Annotated in this window: 16 protein-coding genes; 10 read left to right on the top strand and 6 right to left on the bottom strand. The window is 37.2% G+C overall.

Annotated features, from left to right (window positions below):
* Positions 1 to 35 precede the first annotated feature (35 nt).
* Both ACTBZY_RS06590 and ACTBZY_RS06585 read right to left on the bottom strand, forming a co-directional pair.
* Positions 36 to 2,024 (bottom strand): plastocyanin/azurin family copper-binding protein, encoded by a 1,989-nt coding sequence (locus tag ACTBZY_RS06590; protein WP_463045556.1) that lies wholly within the window; start codon positions 2,022 to 2,024, stop codon positions 36 to 38.
* A 4-nt stretch (positions 2,025 to 2,028) separates the two neighbouring features.
* A complete protein-coding gene (locus ACTBZY_RS06585; protein WP_463045555.1) occupies positions 2,029 to 3,696 on the bottom strand; it encodes a 3-keto-alpha-glucoside-1,2-lyase-like domain-containing protein in 1,668 nt (555 codons plus the stop codon).
* Positions 3,697 to 3,780: 84 nt separating this feature from the next.
* Between ACTBZY_RS06585 and ACTBZY_RS06580 the strand changes: the two genes are divergently transcribed.
* Positions 3,781 to 4,686, top strand: coding sequence for a nucleotidyltransferase family protein (locus ACTBZY_RS06580; RefSeq protein WP_463045554.1), 906 nt, complete (start codon positions 3,781 to 3,783; stop codon positions 4,684 to 4,686).
* Positions 4,687 to 5,031: 345 nt separating this feature from the next.
* On the opposite strand, the gene ACTBZY_RS06575 is transcribed toward ACTBZY_RS06580, so the two are convergent.
* The 4 genes from ACTBZY_RS06575 to lysA form a co-directional block, all read right to left on the bottom strand.
* On the bottom strand, positions 5,032 to 5,316 hold the full coding sequence (locus ACTBZY_RS06575) for a type II toxin-antitoxin system RelE/ParE family toxin (RefSeq protein ID WP_463045553.1): 285 nt from the start codon (positions 5,314 to 5,316) through the stop codon (positions 5,032 to 5,034).
* Positions 5,307 to 5,540: a hypothetical protein gene (locus ACTBZY_RS06570; RefSeq protein ID WP_111370023.1), complete on the bottom strand. Its 234-nt coding sequence runs from the start codon at positions 5,538 to 5,540 to the stop codon at positions 5,307 to 5,309. Before ACTBZY_RS06570 ends, ACTBZY_RS06575 begins: the two co-directional genes overlap by 10 nt.
* A 28-nt stretch (positions 5,541 to 5,568) precedes the next feature.
* On the bottom strand, positions 5,569 to 6,579 hold the full coding sequence (locus ACTBZY_RS06565) for a Gfo/Idh/MocA family oxidoreductase (RefSeq protein ID WP_463045552.1): 1,011 nt from the start codon (positions 6,577 to 6,579) through the stop codon (positions 5,569 to 5,571).
* A gap of 202 nt (positions 6,580 to 6,781) precedes the next feature.
* Entirely contained in the window at positions 6,782 to 8,026 is a 1,245-nt protein-coding gene (gene lysA / locus ACTBZY_RS06560) for a diaminopimelate decarboxylase (protein WP_463045551.1), read from the bottom strand.
* Between the two features lie 335 nt (positions 8,027 to 8,361).
* On the opposite strand from lysA, the gene ACTBZY_RS06555 reads away from it, so the two are divergent.
* From ACTBZY_RS06555 to porW, 9 genes are all read left to right on the top strand, one after another.
* Entirely contained in the window at positions 8,362 to 9,693 is a 1,332-nt protein-coding gene (locus ACTBZY_RS06555) for an alkaline phosphatase D family protein (protein ID WP_463045550.1), read from the top strand.
* 61 nt (positions 9,694 to 9,754) lie between these two features.
* Positions 9,755 to 10,234, top strand: coding sequence for a peptide-methionine (R)-S-oxide reductase MsrB (msrB, locus tag ACTBZY_RS06550; protein WP_463045549.1), 480 nt, complete (start codon positions 9,755 to 9,757; stop codon positions 10,232 to 10,234).
* Between the two features lie 117 nt (positions 10,235 to 10,351).
* The gene (locus tag ACTBZY_RS06545; RefSeq protein WP_463045548.1) at positions 10,352 to 11,422 is read left to right on the top strand and encodes a M42 family metallopeptidase; all 1,071 of its coding nucleotides are present in this window, start codon (positions 10,352 to 10,354) and stop codon (positions 11,420 to 11,422) included.
* 150 nt (positions 11,423 to 11,572) lie between these two features.
* Entirely contained in the window at positions 11,573 to 12,907 is a 1,335-nt protein-coding gene (locus ACTBZY_RS06540) for an NAD(P)/FAD-dependent oxidoreductase (protein ID WP_463045547.1), read from the top strand.
* Positions 12,904 to 14,412 carry a 4Fe-4S binding protein gene (locus ACTBZY_RS06535; RefSeq protein WP_463045546.1) on the top strand — a complete coding sequence of 503 codons (1,509 nt, stop codon included), beginning with the start codon at positions 12,904 to 12,906 and terminating at the stop codon, positions 14,410 to 14,412. Before ACTBZY_RS06540 ends, ACTBZY_RS06535 begins: the two co-directional genes overlap by 4 nt.
* Before the next feature lie 134 nt (positions 14,413 to 14,546).
* On the top strand, positions 14,547 to 17,060 hold the full coding sequence (locus tag ACTBZY_RS06530; protein WP_463045545.1) for a DUF5686 and carboxypeptidase-like regulatory domain-containing protein: 2,514 nt from the start codon (positions 14,547 to 14,549) through the stop codon (positions 17,058 to 17,060).
* 263 nt (positions 17,061 to 17,323) lie between these two features.
* Positions 17,324 to 18,169 carry an MBL fold metallo-hydrolase gene (locus ACTBZY_RS06525; protein ID WP_463045544.1) on the top strand — a complete coding sequence of 282 codons (846 nt, stop codon included), beginning with the start codon at positions 17,324 to 17,326 and terminating at the stop codon, positions 18,167 to 18,169.
* A 73-nt stretch (positions 18,170 to 18,242) separates the two neighbouring features.
* Positions 18,243 to 19,010 carry a patatin-like phospholipase family protein gene (locus tag ACTBZY_RS06520; RefSeq protein WP_463045543.1) on the top strand — a complete coding sequence of 256 codons (768 nt, stop codon included), beginning with the start codon at positions 18,243 to 18,245 and terminating at the stop codon, positions 19,008 to 19,010.
* A gap of 107 nt (positions 19,011 to 19,117) precedes the next feature.
* Positions 19,118 to 21,262, top strand: a complete 2,145-nt coding sequence (gene porW, locus ACTBZY_RS06515) for a type IX secretion system periplasmic lipoprotein PorW/SprE (RefSeq protein ID WP_463045542.1) — start codon at positions 19,118 to 19,120, stop codon at positions 21,260 to 21,262.
* The last annotated feature ends 54 nt before the right edge of the window (positions 21,263 to 21,316 follow it).

Here is a 21,316-nt window from a genome sequence, read left to right as displayed (position 1 = left end):
GGCACGTTCATAATACAGCAAGAAAGGTAAATCCCCTACCTAACCCTCAAAATCCCCTGCATCAGCGTATAATGCCCTGGGAACGTACATACAAAAGTATAATCGCCTTTCTCTAAAGGTGCCGTGAAATAGATACTTTCTGAGCTTTCTGGTTGCATTAAACCTGTATGGTAAAGCACATTGTCAGAGTCTGGGATATAGCCTTTATTTGCACCATCAAGTCCCATGTTTTGAGCACTCTGCCCCACTAAATCCACCGTATTTGGTTTCACTATCACCAAGTTGTGCAGCATGTCGTCATTATTATTGAAGGTAATTTTGATCGTACTTCCAGCTTTAACTTGAATTTTGGTTTGGTCAAACTTTAAACCTAGTTTAGTGCCCAAAGTAATGTTTACATCGGCTTTGCCATTCCAGCTTTGAGGCATTGTATTTACGCGTTTCTCAGAAACTATCTCCACCACCTTAGTCGTTGCCATATCCATTTTGTGGTGTTCATGACTAGTAACGGCGTATTTACTTAAATCTAAAGCAGCAATAGCCTTGTTTACCGAATTAAGTGTAAAGTAGCCTACCTTGTGCAATAGTTCTTCTTGTGCCACACTTTCTAAGCCAGCGGCAGTTATGCCAAATATGTAACCCAAACGCATAGAATCTACAGCCACATGAATCGACTTACCATCATCAGCAAGTGAAATTCCTTTAATGTTTACCTGTCTTTGATTGATTATTGGGCTTCCGTATGTGTGATGATATTTATAATTAAAGCTTTTTATATCGTAAGAGGCAGGGTTTAAAGCTGCTGATTTATTGGCTTCTTTAGTGAATTCAATGATGAATCCGTCCGATGCAGACTTAATGGCTTTAATTTCAAAAGGCACCTCGCCAGACCAAACTAGTCTTTGTAATCCAAATTTCGATTTCCCAGTGCTTGACCATCCACGGCTTGTCATTCCTACAAACATGGAATTATCTAGTCCCCATCGCATTCTTAAAATACCCGACATAAAACCTTCTACAAAAGGAAAACAAGCTCCTTGATAGACACCATTCACTTTTTCCATGGCCACTCGCATGATGGTAGAATGCCCTTGGTCACCCACAAAATATTGTCCTTCAAAGGGTCCAAATTTGCCTTTAGATACATCTTGAACAATATCTGAAGTAGAAATCCCCATCAATGTATGCGGAAACCAAACAGCCGGCGGTTTAATACCAGGCATACGCTGAGCTACATCAAATAATGGTTCTCCAGTATCAGGAATATCCTCCGGCTTTAATTTTACAGGAGAATTAGGCTCTCCAGACCAAACAAGACTCTCTGGGTTACCCGCAAAGTCTCCTTTTTCTAAATGTGTCATTCTGCCTGAACCTACCCAGTCACCTTGATTTTCGGCATAAAAAATATCGCCAACATCATTTACCATGTAACCAGCTGGAGACCTTAATCCTGCAGCCCAAGGTTCCATTTTTCCATTCTCGTCTAATGTCAGCATCCAGCCTCTCCATTTAGATTGTGAGGAACCATGCCCTATCCAGTCTAGATTTAATGTAAAAAGTTTTTTGCCATCTGGCATCAAAACAGGACCGTAAGAATATTGATGATAATTTCCTGAAAGCGGCCATTGATAGTATGATTGATAGACATCTGCACGGTCGTCTCCGTCCACATCTTCCAAAATAGTCACTTCTCCTCTTTGCGTTACCCAAAGCTTATTATCAATAAAATTCATGCCCAGTGGTTCGTGAAGACCTTCGGCATATTTGCTAAAAGTAGGCCGCGTGTTATTAATCATATATGGATTGTTTATCATCCATACATCGCCTCTTCTGGTGGTGGTTGCCAATCTTCCGTCTGGTAAAACGGTCATCCCTCCTACTTCCATTTCTAATCCTTCCGGAGTAGGAATGTTTTCTATCCTATAATAATCTTCTTCTGTTTTTAGAACTCCTTGAGCTATTGTTTGAGAAACAGAGCAAAAGAGCAGAAGAATTAAGCCTATATTTTTTATATACAATTTCATTTTTTTACCAGATTAATTTGAATGATTCAATAGCACTTGCCTTTCCAGAAAGTGAACTAATTCCATTTTCTGTTTTAATTTCTAAGGCAACCTTCTTTGCCAATTGAATGTAATAGTCATCTATTCTATACAGGGTATCTCCTACTTTCTCTACTTTTTTACCCATTCCCAGTAAGTAGTTGACATCCTTGTTATCCGCCGAAATAGTGTATTCGAAGCCATTTTTCACAGGCTCTATTTTTTGGCTTACAGCCGAACCATTTAAAGTATGTAGGTAAGTGGGTAGGTTTCTATCGTCAATAAAGTATTCTTTGAAAAGAACGACATCATTTTTACCCAGGAAGAAACTTGGCTTTCCTGATAAAGTAACTACCTGGCCTAAAGGTTTTAATAATTGAGGTTCACCTCTGTTAAACCACATTTCTGTTACATCAGCAAAATATCCTTTCCAAACATAAAGCATAGAAGCATCTACCAAGTCAATAGAATAGTTTTTCTTTTCTGCTGTGCCAATAGAGAGTGTTGTGGTTTTCTTTTCCCCTTTGAAATCCATAAACGAGCGAATCATTTGAGCTCGTGTTCCAGTTGGGTTTTCAAAAATTCCTCCTGGAAGTTGTGGTGCAGGCAAGCTTTTGTAAGGATGAAGTCCATAAGGTTTAAAATCGCTACCTGAAACATAAAGTCCGAAAGCTGGTTTTTGCCATGTTCTTCTGTAGAAATACTCAAAGCTGTGCTTTCCTTTTTCCAATTCAACTAAAGCGGTTAAAGGCTGACGATTCACCATACCATCCGCTCCTAGCACTTTTTTCCCATCAATTTTCAAATAACCAAATCCTGAGTATTCTATGGTAATGGCATATTTATCTGTTTGGGCTACATCAATATCGCCAGTATAGTCTATTGAAAACCATCTGAAATCATGAGGAATATCAATACGTAACCCCTCCGATTTTCCTTTTATTGGGGCCGTTTCCGTTGGGCTCCACTCCTTTTCCCATCCATTTGTTTCTTGCAGCGTATAATTCAAATTAGATATGCTGATAGGTGTTCTGTACCCTAATTCTATGTACTTAATATTTTTAACTGCCAGCAATCCATTGGAAACGTCAAAGGCAATAGAGGTAGGTTCCAAGATTGGATTTTGAACAATATAATTTTCAAAAACTATAACATCATTTAAAACCACTTTTTCGAGTACGGCCAAGCCACCATTTATTGGTGAAGTATAGGCTAGTTCAATTTTTTGCCATAATCCGGGTAATTTACTTACTTCCTGTTTTGGCTTTTGCACTGTATTATTTGCAGTAATAATGCTCCCAAATTTGCCATTCTTTTCGTTGGCAGATTGGTCTAGATTAAGTTTTAAGCCATTTCCTAAAATAAAGGAGGCCTTTGTCTCTGGGTTTTGTAAAATCTCAAATTCAATTTTATAATCAGTAAACTTTTTCTTTGATTTCAACACAGATTTACCATTCACAAATAAGATACCTGTGCCATTGGTCAGCTCCATTTTGTCTTCAAAAGGATGTACTGAAATGGCAAGTGCATCACGCCATTGAGCACCAGTAGCCTCCCAATCTGATTTATTCATGGAAGTGGCAGGGAAGTCTTGGGCATGCAAACCCACACAAGGAAGCAGAAGGAATATCAGCTTCCAATAGGATAATTTCATAGTAGGGAATCAGATTAATTGTTTCAAATTTATAGAAGTCCGTTCTAGATTTCTATTTTTGCGTCACAATTTACGAAACCAAGAATGAGCAAACCAACTTTATTGATTTTAGCTGCTGGAATGGGTAGCAGATATGGTGGAATTAAGCAACTGGACCAATTTGGACCTACTGGCGAGACCATTATAGATTATTCACTTTATGATGCCATCAGAGCTGGTTTTGGTAAAGTAGTCTTTATTATCAGAGAAGAACTAAGAGAAGATTTTGAGAAGACGTTTGGTCCAAAACTGAAGGATAAAATTGAATACGACTACGCTATTCAAGGCTTCCAGAGTTATGTTCCAGAATCTTTAGGAAATGTAGAACGAGCCAAACCATGGGGTACGGGTCATGCTATGCTTTGTGCATGGGAACAAACCGAAACGCCATTTGCCGTTATTAATGCAGATGATTTTTATGGTGCGGAAGCCTATAAAACAATGGCTAATTTCTTATCTACAAATACAGAACAAAACGTTCATGCGATGGTAGGTTATCAGGTTAAAAATACACTTTCTGAAAACGGAACGGTTTCTAGAGGTGTTTGCGAGAAAGACAATGATGGCTTCCTTACTTCTGTAGTGGAGCGTACTAAAATATTAAGAAACGAAGCGGGTCAAATAGAGTTCTTAGACAATGGCGAACCTGAATATTTAGGAGAAAATACACCTGTTTCTATGAATTTCTGGGGTTTTATGCCAAGTGCATTTACGAAGACTAAGGAGTACTTTGAAACATATGCCAAAGAGAATTATGACGCACCAAAAGCTGAGTTTTATATCCCAACTATCATGAGTCAAATGATGGGCGAAGGTGTAGGAAAATGTAAAGTTTTTGATACATCATCCGATTGGTTCGGAGTAACATATCCAGACGATAAACCAGACGTTCAGGCTTCTATTCAGAAATTAGTGAATGATGGAGCTTATCCTTTGAAACTTTGGGAATAGTTTATTTTCCTTTTCGAATGGAGCACGCTTGCCTTTTGGCATAGCAAAGATTAGACACGGATATTATATTCGTGTCTTTTTTTGTTTTATTTCAACCCTTTCAGGGTTGTGACCATCGCTTACTTTTAAATTTCTATTCATATTTAACCCCTTCGGGGTTACTCTACTTCCGACAGTATCAAATTTATTAGCAAGCCCGAATGGGCTTGAATACGAATAGAAAAAGAATAGAGGAAAGTTTTAGGAAGCCTGAAGGGCTTCAAGATTAAACCGACCTAACAAAAAAGACACGAATACTATTAATAATATCCGTGTCCAATCCCTTTCTAACAACAGGCAGCTATGTTAATCTAAAGGCATCCTATTATCAAATACATTTAGAATGATAAGGCTATCCTTATTGAAGGTGTAAACTACAGTACTTCTTTTGTTAACTATCACTCCTCTGATATTTCTATCCGCATCTTGTAAACTACCTAGACTAGGAAGTTCCGATAAAAGAACTCCAAATTTCTCTACTCTCTGAACGAATCTCTTTGCTGTACTAAGGCCGAATCTCAACTCAATATAGTTAGCAATGGCAACCATACCTTGTACTGCATCTTCAGTCCAGACAAGTTTTAAAGCCATTTGCTTAATCTTTCCTTAACCTCTTTATGACCAACAAGCATCGAAGTTTTTTTCGATTGCTCGTAACTTTTATTGACAAGTTGAATTTGTTCTTCTGTCAAAGTTGACCAAATGTTATTTTCTTTAGAAACCTTGATATAATTCAGCATATCATAAACCTGTTCCAAGACAGATTCATCCTGAATGTCATCTACAAGTTCAAAAATCTGCTCTTTGGTTACCATGGTTTAAGTATTTTAAAATACTAATTTATCAATTTTTCTTCACTTCCTCAATAACCCTAATCTGCTCTGCTATTTCTTCTGGTTTAATGATGGCTTCGGCCCCGTTTAGAATAACATCAGCTAAGTTATTATAGAGCTGCATCCAGTCGCCACCAAAAGTATCAATTTCGCCTTTCATCTCCATTCCAGCAAGATTAGCGGTTAGTTGACCATTATATTCTATCGCCTCAAAACCAAAGTCAGGATCAACACCAGGAAGCATTCCTGCTTTCAAATGGTCTTCTTGAGAGTCTAAACCGTATTTGATAAAAGAACCATTTGTGCCATGAACTACATATCTAGGCTCGGCTTCTTTCACCATCAAACTAGCACTCAGTTTGACTTTAACCTTGCCATAATCCATACTCATGTTAAAGGCATCGTCTATATTACTGTTTTCTCTTTGAATAAAAACATCACCACCTACGCCTTCTGGGTTACCGAATAAATAGATAGCTTGGTCAATCAAATGAGCTCCTAAATCATAAATTATTCCGTTGGCAGGCGTCACCGCTTCTTTCCAAGGTTTTTTATTCAAGATTGGATTATAACGGTGCCATCTTGCTTCATAAGAAAGTACTTCACCCAAAACACCAGATTCAATCACTCTTTTTACGGTCATAAAATCACCATCAAAACGTCTGTTCTGATAAACCATCAAAGTTTTGTTCACCTTTTTACAAAGTTCCACCAATTCCTTAGCCTCGTCATAGGTAGCCGTCATTGGTTTTTCTACCAAAACATGCTTTCCTGCATTTAAAGCTCTTTTACAATAGTCGAAATGCGTACTGCTAGGTGAACAAATAGAAATAAGGTCAATCTCAGGGTCGGCAATAAGTTGGTCTAAATTAGCTGCTTTTTCGGTCCCCTTAAAGAGGTCTTGTCCAATGTCCTGAGAAGTAACAATGTACTTCAATTGGAAATTTGAATTTAATACAAAAAATGGTGCTTGTAACCATCTACCTGAGAGTCCGAATCCTACTAATCCTACTTTTATCATTTTAAATTGCTTAGTGCTATTAGCTTTGAGCCTTTAGCCTATTTTTGGTTGAATACTATTATAAAATCTTGTCACAAGGTAATACCTTTTAGACAATTGTTTGATGCTTGACGGTAAGTGTTGGATGATTTTTTCAGCTTTACAGATTTCTTCTTTCGATGAACAAAACACCGTTCATCTAACACCAATCATCTGACTTTCATTAGTCCAACTCCACCTCTATCTGATGTCTCAAAATATCTTCGAGCGTTTCTCTTTCTCTAATTAAATGCGTGTTTTGGTTATAAACTAGTATCTCCGCAGGTTTTGTTCTAGAATTATAGTTGGATGCCATGCTAAAACAGTAAGCTCCTGCATTTTTCATCGCGATGATATCTCCTGGATTAACCACTGGAAGTGTTCTGTCTTTTCCTAAGGTATCTGTTTCACAAATATATCCTACGATATCGTAAGTTTCTTTTTTAGAATCATCCAGATTGCTCACATTAAGTATCTCTTGGTAAGCATCATACATCATAGGTCTAATCAAATGATTTAGACCAGAATCAACGTGAACGAAGTTCCTAGCAGGGTTATGTTTAACCACGTTGCAGGTCATTAAAAACGTACCACTTTCACTTACCAAATATTTACCAGGCTCAAACCATAGCTGAACTGGTTTGCCATATCTTTTCTCAAATGACAAAAACTCTTTCACCACTTCCTTTCCAATCTCTTTCATTTCCGTAATGACGTCATCGGAGTGATATGCCACTTTAAAACCAGAACCCATGTCTATAAACTCTAGGTTGGGGAAATGCTTTTCGGCCACTTCAAAAGACTTTTTCATCGCCTTTATGATGACAGAACCATCTTTAAAATCGGAACCATTATGCTGATGAATACCTACTATTTTAAGCTTATAAGTATTAACCAGTGCTATCACCCTGTCAATATAATCTATTGGAATCCCAAATTTAGAATCGGCATGTCCTGTAGAAATCTTCAAATTCCCACCAGCCATTATCGCAGGATTTAACCTAATCGCAATGGGATGGGCGTTGCCATACTTTTTTCCGTATTCCTCTAAAAGGTTTAAACTGTCGATATTAAGTCTAATGCCAAGAGTAAGAGCATTTTCAATTTCAGAAAAGGCTACACCGCTGGGTGTGTATTGAATTTGTGAAGGATTATAACCCGCTTTTAAGGCTAATTGTATCTCTTCAATAGATACTACATCTATATCTACGCCATTTTTTAACATCAATTTAAGTATACTGATGTTGGTTAATGCTTTGCACGCATATTTAAGTTTGACCGTAACACCTTCAAAAGCATCTCTCATTTTTAAGATTTGCTCTTCTATTTTGTTTCCATCATAAACATAAAGTGGTGAACCAAATTCTGCTATTAAATCTGAGGGTTCACGATGCTGAATGAGATATTTCCCGTTTTCTAAAGTTATCAATGTGCCTGTAAATTAAATTTTGGCAAAGATATGGAAAGCATTGAAAGTCTATAAGTATATGTTTTAACTTTGAGAAAGGATTTCAATGTAATCCTTTAACCCGCTTTATTCATTAGAAAATCTATTCCGTAGCTAAATTGCTTCAAATCAGTTGGTAAACCCATTTAAACTCAATCACCAGAACAGTGCTATGCTAATCTCGTTTAAATGTCTGATTTATTCCACTTTAACTGCTCATTATGATTCTCCAATGCATAAACCGAGTTTAAATATCTTCTTAAACAGTTTGTTTTGCTGTTTAAACAAGAATTTCTTCAACGATTAAAAATCAAAAAATGCTAAAAAAACTATTACCCTTTGTACTATTATTTGCTTCACTGAATTCGTGGGCTCAAATAGTAGCGGGTCCCATGCTGGGTTATTCTGAAATGAGAGAGGTTATGCTCTGGGTTCAAACGGAGGCATCTTCTGTGGTGAAATACAATTACTGGGTTAAAGGTGTAGATGGAACAAAATTCTCTACGGAGCCAATAATCACCCAAAAAGACAACTATTTCATTGCAAAGGCAATTGCTGAAGAAGTGTTGCCAGGCAATAAGTACGAATACGAACTTATTATTGATGGTGTAACACAGAGCTTTGATTATCCTTTAGCATTTCAAAGTCAAACGCTTTGGCAATATAGAACTGACCCTCCAGCCTTCAAATTTGCGGTGGGAAGTTGTGTTTATACCAATGAGCCTGCCTTTGATAGACCTGGTCGTGGATATGGTTATACCTTTGATATTTTCAATAAAATTTACGATGCTAAACCAAACTTTATGGTTTGGGGTGGAGATAATATTTATCTAAGAGAAGCGGATTGGAATACTAGAAGTGGTGTTTACAAAAGATACATCGACTTTAAGAAACAACCAGAACTTCAAAAATTATTTGCCAATACACATCATTATGCCACATTGGATGACCATGATTTTGGGCCAAATGATGCAGATAGGTCTTATTGGGGTAAGTCTTGGACTTTGGATGCCTTTGAGCAAAACTGGGGAAACCCTAACTATATTTTTCCAGGAGAATCAGTAACAGGTACTTTTTTCTGGGAAGATGTTCAGTTTTTCATGATGGATAATCGCTCTTTCCGAGCTCCAAATTATCTGAATGATGATGCGAAAGATTACTTTGGTGAAAAACAATTAAACTGGCTTATAGATGCCTTGACACATAGTAGAGCACCTTTCAAATTTGTGGTTACCGGTGGGCAAGTGTTAAACAAAGCTGCCGTCTTTGAAAACATGTCAACCTTTCCGGTGGAGCAAAAGAAATTGCTTGATGCCATTGAGAAGAATAACATCAGCGGCGTTATATTTATTACGGGTGATAGACACCATACTTCTCTTAGAAAAATGGAGAGAGCGGGAAATTACCCACTTTATGATTTAACTATTTCTTCTTTAACTTCTGGTATGGCAAAACCAATGGATATGGAAAGAACCGATCCTGATTTAATTCCGAATTCCATAGTGGAAGATCTTCAGAATTTCGGCATATTAGAAGTGTCTGGCGAAAGAACCAACCGTGTCTTAAAAATAAATATTATTGACAACACGGGTAAGGACAGATGGAAATATGAAATAAAAGCGAATGATTTAAGAAAGCCTAAGAAGTAGGATTTTGAATCATTGATAATCCTATTTTGAATCAATCTCGTAAGTGTAATAAAATGAAATTATGAAAAATATAATAATGGCCATTTTGGCTTTAACCATGTTTAGTTGCACTTCAAAAGCCCAAGTTCAAAACACCGATTGTCAACTAGAAAAAGTGAAGAAATCTGACAAAGAATGGAAGTCACAGCTGACAAACACGCAATATTATGTTGCCAGAAAGTCTGGAACTGAAAGAGCGTTTTCTGGGATATATTGGGACAATAAAAAGGATGGCGTTTATAAGTGTATCGGATGTGGATTGCCACTGTACTCTTCTAAAACGAAATTTAAATCTGGCACGGGTTGGCCTTCCTTTTATGAAGCGGTGGATCCATGCAATGTGAAGGAAATAAAAGATTCTTCTCTTGGAATGGTTAGAATTGAAGTAGTATGTGCCAGGTGTGAATCTCATTTAGGGCATGTTTTCAATGATGGTCCTAAACCCACTGGATTGCGTCACTGTATAAATTCTGCCAGTTTAGATTTTGAAGAAAAGATTTAAATGATTTAAGAAATCATAGAGTAATATATTTTACAATAATTTTAAATAGGGTTTGGTTTTCTTACTAGAGAGCCAAACCCTATTTTTGCTTTTAGACATATATCCAATTAAGATCAAATGGAAAAAAACATAGAATTTCTTTACGAATACCTCAATAATGCCTCTCCTACTGGCTTTGAACATCCCGGCCAACAGATTTGGTTAGATTATATCAGACCATTTATAGATGAGACTATTATTGACAGTTACGGTACGGCTGTAGGGGTTATTAATCCCGGACAAGATTACAGTGTGGCTATCGAAGCTCATGCAGATGAAATCTCGTGGTTCGTAAATTATATTACACCAGAAGGATACATATACGTTATCAGAAATGGTGGTTCCGACCATCAGATAGCTCCTTCTATGAGAGTTAACCTGCATACCCGTCATAATGGCATAGTAAAAGGTATCTTTGGCTGGCCTGCCATCCATGTTAGAGGTGGAGAAAAGGAAGAAGCACCATCTTTAAAGAATATTTTTATAGACGTGGGAGCTTCTACGGCAGAAGAAGTGCTAGAAATGGGCATTCATGTAGGTACGGTAATTACATTTGAAGATGGTCTTACAGAGCTTAATAATAAATATTACACCGGTCGAGCTTTAGACAACAGAATGGGCGGTTATGTGATAGCGGAAGTGGCTAGAAAACTGCATGAGAATAAAGTGAAGCTACCGTTTACGCTTTATATCGTTAATGCTGTTCAGGAGGAGATTGGCCTTAGGGGTGCAGAAATGATCAGTAGAAGGTTAAAGCCTAATGTGGCCATTATAACAGATGTAACCCACGACACACAATCTCCAATGTATGACAAAAAGAAGTCTGGAGATGTGGCTTGTGGTAAAGGTCCGACAGTTTGTTATGGTCCAGCGGTTCAAAACAACCTTCTGAATTTCATTATAGACACGGCAGAAGAAAAAGGAATTCCGATTCAACGTCAGGCCACTAGCCGCTCTACGGGTACAGATACGGATGCGTTTGCTTATTCTGGAGAAGGTGTTCCTTCTGCATTAATATCACTTCCTTTGAAGTATATGCATACTACGGTAGAAACATGTTCTAAAGAAGATATTCAGGCCTGCATAAATTTGTACTATGAATTATTATTGAAATTAGAATCAGGTCAAGACTTTAAGTACATAAAATAGTCAAAAAAAAACTGATTTACGATTACCCCAAGGACACGCGTTCTTGGGGTTTCTTTTTATCTTGTGATTGAGATAAAAAAAAGAATATATCAAACCCAAACCCTATTGGATGATTCCTCGTATTTCAAACAACTCTAACTAATAGCCTCAATGCATATAGCCATCATCGGAAATGGTATAAGTGGTATTACTGCCGCCAGACACATTAGAAAGCTGTCTGACCATAAAATTACCGTTATTTCATCTGAAACCGAACATTTCTATTCCAGAACAGCCCTCATGTATATTTACATGGGACACATGAAATACGAACACACTAAGGGCTACGAAGATTGGTTTTGGGAGAAAAATAGAATTGACTTGGTTTTTAATCATGTCAGTTCCATCGACTTTGATTCTAAAAATTTGACATTCTCAAATAGATCTCAATCTTTGACATATGATAAATTAGTAATAGCCACAGGCTCTGCACCTAATAAATTCGGTTGGCCGGGTCAGGATTTAAATGGAGTTCAAGGGCTTTATTCCATGCTAGACTTGGAGAAATTAGAAGAGCTCTCGCCAAAAATAGAACATGCTGTGATAGTGGGTGGTGGTTTAATCGGTCTTGAATTAGCAGAAATGCTCAAATCCAGAGATAAAAAGGTAACCATGTTAGTGAGAGAATCTTCTTTTTGGAATGGTATTCTACCCGAGGCAGAGTCTGAAATGCTTAACGAGCATATTAAAGAGCATCATATAGATTTAAGACTTAATACCGAACTATCAGAAATTAAAGATGATGGAGAAGGTAATGCCGATGGTGTTGTCCTTAAAAATAAAGAGATTTTGGAATGTCAATTTGTAGGGCTCACGGTAGGGGTTAGTGCCAATATCTCGTTTTTAAAAGAAACAGGTTTAGAAATAGATAAGGGCATTTTAATCAATGAATATTTAGAGACCAATATATCAGATGTATATGCTATTGGAGACTGCTGTCAGCATAAAAACCCTCCTCCAGGGAGAAGGCCAACAGAGCAAATCTGGTACACAGGGAAGATTATGGGTGAAACTTTGGCAAAAAGTCTATGCGGGCAAAGAACTAAGTATGAGCCTGGTGTATTTTACAACTCGGCAAAATTCTTAGATATAGAGTACCAGACTTATGGAAATATACTGGCAAAACCTGAAGAAGATGTGGAGAGCTTTCATTGGAAGCATCCAGAAAAACACGTTTTAGTAAGGTTAAACTTTGAAAAATCAAGTAAATCCATCATCGGTGTAAACACCTTCGGTATTAGAATGCGGCACGAAGTATGGGATAAATGGCTCACAGACAAAACCCACGTAGAAGATATTTTAGTAGACCTCTCAAAAGCCAATTTTGACCCTGAATTCTATGCCACTTACGAGGCAGACATCGTTTCTCATTATAATCAGACTTACGGCACCCATTTAAAACTGAAAAAGCCTAAGAAGAGCTTTTTCTCAAAACTATTCAAATGAACATAAATCAAGTAAAAAATATAGGAACAGTAATCATCCTGAGTGCCCTTACGCTTTGGATAGGTGTGCTATTTGGGAATAGTTTTCAGCTAGATGAAGCTACCTTTAATGATACGGTATCTAGCGAACACCGTGTTTTGCTTAAAGAGAAATTAGCCCCGCAGTTTGAATCAGAATCATCTAATGTTTTTTCTTTTAATAATGCCATAGAAGCTGCAGAAGCCGAGGTAAACAAATCGCTAGAAAACGAAGGAAAAGGGGATTTGAAAATCTCGAATTCCTATCAAATGTCCCTCACCAAGGCATCTGGAGTAGGCTTTGTCTCAAAATACAATACACTCCTTTTCTTTTTGGTATTTGGCATGCTAATTTTTGGGACCATGCTGTTTGTCCTTCCTGATTTAAAAAAGCTTCCAGGCATCAAAAACAACGGTATTTTTACACATCCTGTCAATAGAGGAAAGGTGCTAGGTATTATTTTGGGAAGTTTATTTATATCTTTTTATATACTGCTTTACTTTTTCCCTCAATATATAGTTAACTGGCTTATCGTTTTAGACCCTTTAAGTAAGGTTATGAATGGTGGTTTGGCTAGCCAGTGGTTTTTATATGGTTTCCTTTACACGGTCGCTGTATTAACGATGGGCGTAAGAATGCTTATCAAATACCGACATAGCAAGTATCAAATGGTAAGAACTTGCTCAGTGATGTTCTTTCAGCTGATTTTTGCTTTTATGATTCCAGAAATACTCTCAAAACTGAATTTGCCATCGGCAGATTTAAAAAACATGTGGCCGCTGGACTATTCGTTTTTCTTCGATTATAGGATTGATCAAAAAATAGAGGCAGGAACTTTAGGAACCTTTATGTTCGTATGGGGAATTGTTCTTTTTGCCGTAGGTGTACCGGTCTTGACTTATTTCTTTGGAAAAAGATGGTATTGTAGCTGGGTTTGTGGCTGTGGCGGTTTAGCAGAGACTTTAGGTGACCCTTTCCGTCAGTTGTCTAACAAGAAAATCAAGGCTTGGAGATTTGAAAGGTATTCCATCCATATTGTTTTAGTCTTCGCTGTAGTAATGACTGCAGGCGTTTTGTACACTTATTTTACCGGTGAGCCAAAAGTAATGGGAGTTTTGGATACGGGAACCCTACGTTATTACTATGGCTTCGGAATAGGTGCTATATTTTCAGGTGTTGTAGGCACAGGCTTCTATCCTGTCATGGGAAACAGGGTTTGGTGTAGATTTGGCTGCCCATTAGCAGCTTATTTAGGCCTAGTACAACGTTTCAAAAGTAGATTTAGAATTACCACCAATGGAGGCCAATGTATCTCTTGCGGAAACTGTTCTACTTACTGCGAGCAAGGTATTGATGTGAAATGGTATGCACAGAGAGGACAAGACATTGTAAGGTCTTCATGTGTGGGCTGCGGGGTGTGTTCAGCAGTATGCCCTAGAGGAGTTTTAAATCTAGAAAATCTTCCAATAGTCACAAGAAAAATCTAAGTAAATCGCCTTTATGTTATAATGGCTCCTTAAAAACAAAAGTAATTCAAGTTAGCACTTAGGATAAAAAACTAATCGACTTTCAAATACGTTAACACACATAGTTTTGACTACTATATGCAAATTAAAAATAAGTGAAAAAGTCGTTGTTTTTGTCCATCATAATTGGTCTATTTTCTCCAGTTATTTTGGCTCAAAGTATAAATATTAAGGGGAAAGTTTTTGACAATGTAACTAAAGAGCCCTTGCCTTTTACTTCCATTAGTTTAAAAGGAACTACGGTAGGTACTAATTCAGATTTTGAAGGTAATTTTTCGCTAAGTTTTGAAGATATTTCCCCAGATTCTCTTCAGCTGAGCAGCATGGGATATGAGACGCTGTTTTTCCCTTTAAAGAAAGACTCCTCAGGAATCGTCATGAAGGACCAATTTCTCAAAATATCTTTAAATCCCGGTGTTATTCAGTTAGCAGAAGTGGTGGTTTATGGCGGTGAAAACCCTGCTTGGCGAATTTTACGCAAAGTGGTGGACAATAGAGATGCCAACAATTTCAAGAAGCTAGATGGTTATGAGCACGGCAGTTATAATAAAGTAGAAATTGATGTCAATAAAGTGGGTTCTAATCTAGAAAAAAGAAAGATTACCCAGAAAATAAATGCTGCTATAGAAACCGTAGGAACACTTACTGATGATGATGGCGAAAAACTGCTTCCAATGTTTATCTCCGAATCAATTTCGGACTACTACTTTCTGAATAAACCCAGATTATCTAAGGAGGTTATTAAGAAAACCAATATTAAAGGTATCGCCGTAACCGATGGGAGCCTTACTTCTCAGCTTATAGGTTCCACCTTTCAGCAGTATAATTTTTACGATAATCAGTTGAATGTTCTTCAAAAGAATTTCACCTCTCCTATTGGTAATGACTGGAAATCGGCATACGAGTATTATTTAGTAGACAGTTTTGAGGTAGAAGATGGTGACTTCTATTATGAAATTCAGTTTGAACCTAAACGAAAACAAGATTTAGTTTTCACGGGTTATATGTGGCTGAGTAAGGCTAAAAGTGCTTTAGTGATGATAGATGCTACTATTACCAAAGATGCCAATTTGAATTTTATAGAAAGAATTAAAATTCAGCAAGAGTTAGAACAAGTGGAAGAAGTCTATTTTCCCATAAAAAATCGTGTGGTGGTGGATGTTTCTGAAATTACCAGCAAGTCTCCCGGACTTTTACTAAAGTTCACCAGCTATAACCAAGACATAACAATTAATCAACCCCGTGATTTAGCTTTTTTCAAAAGTGGTGCAATAGAGCTTTCGGACAACTACAATGAAAGAAGCATGGATTATTGGCAGTCTGTAAGGCCAGAACCATTTTCTGCGGACGAAAAGATGGCTTACATGATGATTGACAGCATGAAGCAGGTTCCGGTGGTAAAAAGAATTACGGGATTAATTAATTTGGCTTCTACCGGGTATGGTAAGCTATTTCATGGTGTAGATGTAGGGCCACTGATTCATTCAGCTGCTTTGAACGATTATGAAGGTTTAAGATTACGTTTTGGACTAAGGACTAATATTGATTTTAGCAAGAAATGGATTCTTCAAGGTTACGCCGCTTACGGCTTTAAAGATGAGGGCTGGAAAGGTGGGGCTAGTGTCACTAGAATTCTTACAAAAAACCCATGGACCACCATTAAAATGGGTTATGACAAAGATATAGAACAAGTGGGTTTTAGTACGGATGATATAGGTTCCAGCACCCTTTACTCGGCTGCAGTTAGATTTGGAACATTAAGAAGACCTTACTATCAGAAAAACGCCTACGCTCAGTTTCAAACCGATATCTCTAAAGGTGTAACAGCTAGAGTTAGTCTTCAGAATAAAACATTTGACCCCTTATATAACTTTGTTTACCTAGACGATTTAAGAGACGTTTCTTCTACTAGAAGCTCTTTCATAACTTCAAATATAAAAACGGAATTAGTTTTTGCTCGTGATCAACTTTCTGTAGTGAGCGATAACGACCGTCTGGATTTTGGAACAGTGAAATCTCCTACGGTTACATTGTCTTACGAGTTAGGTTTAAAAGGGGTGCTTAATAGTGATTTCAAATATCAAACAGTAGGTATTAAATATAAGCATCAGTTGAATTTTGGATATTTTGGTAAAACCTATTACAGAGCAGAAGTCAGTAAAATATTTGGCACTCTGCCCTATCCCTTATTAAAAAACCATTTGGGTAATGAAACCATTATTTCGGTTTCCAACTCTTTTAACCTGATGAATAATTCGGAATTCTTGAGTGATGAATTTGCCTATGCTCGTTATTATCACGATTTCGAAGGCTTATTATTCAATCGCTTTCCACTTATTAAAAAGTTGAAATGGAGAACTTTCACAACTGGTAAGTTCTTAATTGGTAATTTAACAGATAGAAACCTAGAAATGTCTATGCCTACAGCCGAAGAGGGTTTTATACCTTTTAAAAGTTTGAATCCTTCTAAGCCATACATAGAGTTGGGCTATGGTATTAGTAATATTTTTAGGGTATTTAGGGTGGAAGCCGTACATAGGCTTACTTATTTAGAAAATCCTAACACTAAGAGATTTGGCGTTAAGATTGCTGCAGAAATTACGCTATAATGACTTAAACCCGCTTTATGCATTGGGCAATCTCCCGATAGTTATCGGAACCGAAGCTTAATTGCTTCAAATCAGTTCGTAAACCCATTTAAACTCAATCACCAGAGCGGTCTATGCTAATCTCGTTTAAATGTCTGATTTATTTTATTTTAAAACTCATAACGATTTCCCAACGCATATTCCGAGTTAAAATATTAGAATTGTTTTTCAAGAAGTTGTGGTTCAAATTGGTCTAAGCTTTAGTTTATCTATAATTTTAGGATATGAATTTACATGTAATAGACGCTGGAAATTTCAAATTAGATGGTGGTGCCATGTTTGGGGTTGTGCCTAAACAACTATGGTCAAAGAAGATACCCGCGGATGAACTCAATCTTTGTAGTTGGAAAATGCGATGCCTGCTCATAGAAGATGGCGATAGGCTAACGCTTGTAGATACAGGTATGGGAGACAAACAGTCTGAAAAGTGGCTTTCATACTACTATAGACATGGTGATGGCGACTTGATTAAATCAATTAGGGCAAAGGGATTTCATGAAAATCAAATTACGGATGTAATTCTGAGTCATTTGCATTTTGACCATGCTGGAGGTGCAGTGAAATGGAATTCTTCAAGAGATAAACTAGAACTTACCTTCCCTAATGCTAAATATTGGACACATTCTGCACATTGGCAATGGGCCAATAACCCGAACGATAGAGAGGCTGCAACCTTCTTAAAAGAAAACCTTGGTCCCATTGAAGATTTAGGTCATTTGAACTTTATAGATAAGACAAAGAATGCTTTTGGGTCTAACTATGAGTTTCTTTATGCCAACGGTCATACTGAAAAAATGATTATGCCTGTCGTCAATTTAAATGGACAAAAAGTAATTTTTATAGCAGATACTGTTCCTTCTCATGCTCATATTCACGTGCCTTGGGTTATGGGATATGATGTAAGGCCCTTAGAAACCATGAGAGAAAAGGATTTTCTTTTGAACAGGATAATAGAGGAAAACATGCTGGTTTATTTTGACCACGACCCATTTTACGAAGTATGCAGCATTCAGAATACCGAAAAAGGATTTAAACCAGATTATACGGGAAACCTAGCCGACTATCTATGATTCAAACCGCAAGTCGCTTTTTAAACCTTCCTATAAACATTGACCCATCTATGTTATAATAGGTGGCGAAGCTATGATTCAAAAAAACAATAAAAAGATAGGTTTATGCCTTTCAGGCGGTGGAGCTAGAGGTTTTGCTCATTTAGGTGTATTGGAGGCTGTAAATGAGTTAAATATTAAACTGGATATGATATCTGGCTCAAGTGCAGGTTCTTTTGCGGCCGCATTATATGCCGAAGGTCATCAGCCACATTTTATAATGGAGCAGATTTTGAAAAAGAAACTTTGGAAGTATCTTAAGTTTTCGCCCAACAGGTATGGATTTATGAAGTTAGACAATACTGCAAAGATTCTTCTGGACCTGCTGCCTCATAATTCTTTTGAAGGATTAAAGATGCCCATTTCGATATGTGCCACTAACATTAGCCAAGGAATCCCGAATTATTTTACATCCGGAGAACTTATCAACCCTTTATTGGCTTCTTCAGCCATTCCTGTCGCTTTTAGACCTATCATTATTAACGGAGACAAGTTTTTGGACGGAGGTTTGAGCAATAATTTGCCCTTAGAACCTCTCATGGAAATGGATTATAAAATTGCCGTGAATGTCACACCTTTTAAAAAAAGATTGCCCGTAAGAAATATGAAGGATGTGATTCTGAAAACAGTCTATATTTCTGTAGACAATCAAACTCGTCAGAAAAGCCTTTTGGCAGATTTAACCATTGAGCCCGAAGGAATTATGAAGTTTGATGGATTTAAGCTTAAGAATGCCGACAAAATGTTTGAAATAGGATATAAATCTGCTATCCTAGCTCTGCAACATCTTTCCATTTCGTGATATTTGAGGGATAGCAGTTATTAAATATCATTTTGTCTCCTTATTGGCATTAAATTGGATAATTTTGATTTGAAATCTGCGTTTTTATTAAAAAATCGACTTACAATTTGAGAAAATTACTTCTCCTTGTTTTGATAGGCTTATTTGTGGCCTCTTGCTCTCAGTTTAGCAAATCCCCAACAAGCAAAGCTTGGCATAATATGAATGCTAAGTTCAATGCCTCTATAGATGCCCATGATTATTTTGATTGGGCTATGCACAAGATTGATTCCACCAGAACAGAAGATTTTTCTAGAATCTTACCTATTCTAGTAAAAATAGATTCCAATGAAACGATGGTTTCTAAGCCAGAATTAGACGAAGTGATAAGACTGACATCATTGGTGGCAGAAAGGCATTCAAATTCGAAACATTTAGATGATTCCTATCTTTTATTGGGTAAGGCTAGGCTTTTCAAAGGTGATTTTATCAACGCTACCGAGGTTTTCAAATACTTAAACTCCAATAATAAATCTGACGAAGCAAAAGGAAGGGCATTGATATGGCTAATGCGTTCCTATTTGGAATCGAAAGATATGGCAAAGGCCGACGAAGTTTCCAAGCTTATTCAAGGCTTAAAACTTTCTAAAAAGGACAAAGCTGACTTTTACGAGATAAAAGCCGCTTACCATCAAAAAAACGGAGAATTGGCATTGGCTGCCGTATTTTTAGAGGAATCTATAAAGTCAATGAAGAAGTCTACCCGTAAGGCCAGGGCTCACTTTATAACGGGTCAGCTCTATGCGACACTGCAGAGGGGCTCATTGGCTAGAAAGAATTGGAAGGCGGTCGTGAAAAATAGACCTACCTATGAACTAGAGTTTAATGCAGGAATAGAGCTTTTGATGCTGGGTAGCGGTTTAGGAGATAATGCCAACGCGAATTTCTTAAAAATGCTAGAAGATCGTAAAAACGTGGATTTAAAAGATAAAATCTACTATAAAATGGCCGAAAGTAAGGCTAAGAAAGGTAACTATCAAAACGCTATAAAAGACTTTAGTAAATCTATTCAATTAGCCGCTAATAAGACTTCAAAAGCCAGTGCTTATTTACAAATAGCAGAAATATACTATTCCAATCTTCAGAACTACGAATTGGCTAGTAAATACTACGACAGCACGCTTTCAAATATGAACGAGCGTTCGCCTAATTTTACGGAAATTTCTGAGAAATCTAATTCCCTTGCCAATTTTGTAAAATACCAGACCATCATACACATGGAAGACAGTCTGCAGGCATTGGCAGCCATGAATCCACTGGCATTAGAAACAAAAGTAGAGAAAATTTTGAAGGATGAAGATGATAAAAAAGTAAAGGAAATCGAAGAAGCGGCTAAACTGGAAAAAAGCCGAGCGGTTTCTGGAAATTCTGGTTCATCCAACCCTAATAAATGGTTTTTTTATGATCAAGTCTCATTAACTCGAAGTAGAGCAGCTTTTATCAGAACATGGGGCAGTAGGCCGCTAGAAGATGATTGGAGAAGAAAAGATAAAGAAATAGGAAGCATAAGTTTTGCCATTGAAAGAGGTATTGTAGGTCAGGAAGAAGTGGTGGTGGATCCGACTATTGCCGAAAAGGAAAAGGAGAATGTCAGAAAAATGGCGGAATTAGAAAGTCAGAAACAGGCCATGTTAAATAAAATTCCGGACACGCCTGAGAAACTAAAAACCTCTAAGAAAAGGCAAGAAGAGGCCTATTATGAATTGGGTAAGATTTATCGTTTACAATTTAATGAGATAGAAAACGCTAGAAATACTTTTACCACATTGCTTCAAAGATTCCCAAATACAGTTTATGAGCAAGAGGTGCTTTATTTTTTAGCTTTGATGGCAGAAAATAAAAATAACAACGCTTTTAAAGCGGCTTTAATCGCCAAATATCCACTTTCTACCTACGCAAGGCAGCTTAAAAGAGGGACTTTTGAGATAAATGCGGATACGGAAAGCAACGCGGAGAAAGATTATGCAGTCTTATATGAGGAATTTAAAAACGGTAACGTGGCAGTGGCATTGCAAAAAGCAGAAAAGGGATTAGATAGTTATACGGGCACCAGCTTAGAAGACAAGTATGCTATGCTGAGAATCATGCTTTTAGCTAAAACCAATAATACCGCCAACTACCGCATAGCTTTGATGGATTTTGTTAGAAGTTACCCTTCTAGCAATTTGCTCCCTCAAGTGAACAAAATGCTCACTACCCTTTCAAAAAATTAAAAATATGCCAGAAGAAAAACCACCCATTTTAGGTACTTGGAAAAACTTATACAT

It is taken from the genome of Arcticibacterium sp., assembly GCF_055134445.1.
The sequence above is the reverse complement of the archived record's forward strand: the minus strand, read 5'-3'. Positions and strand labels throughout refer to the sequence as shown.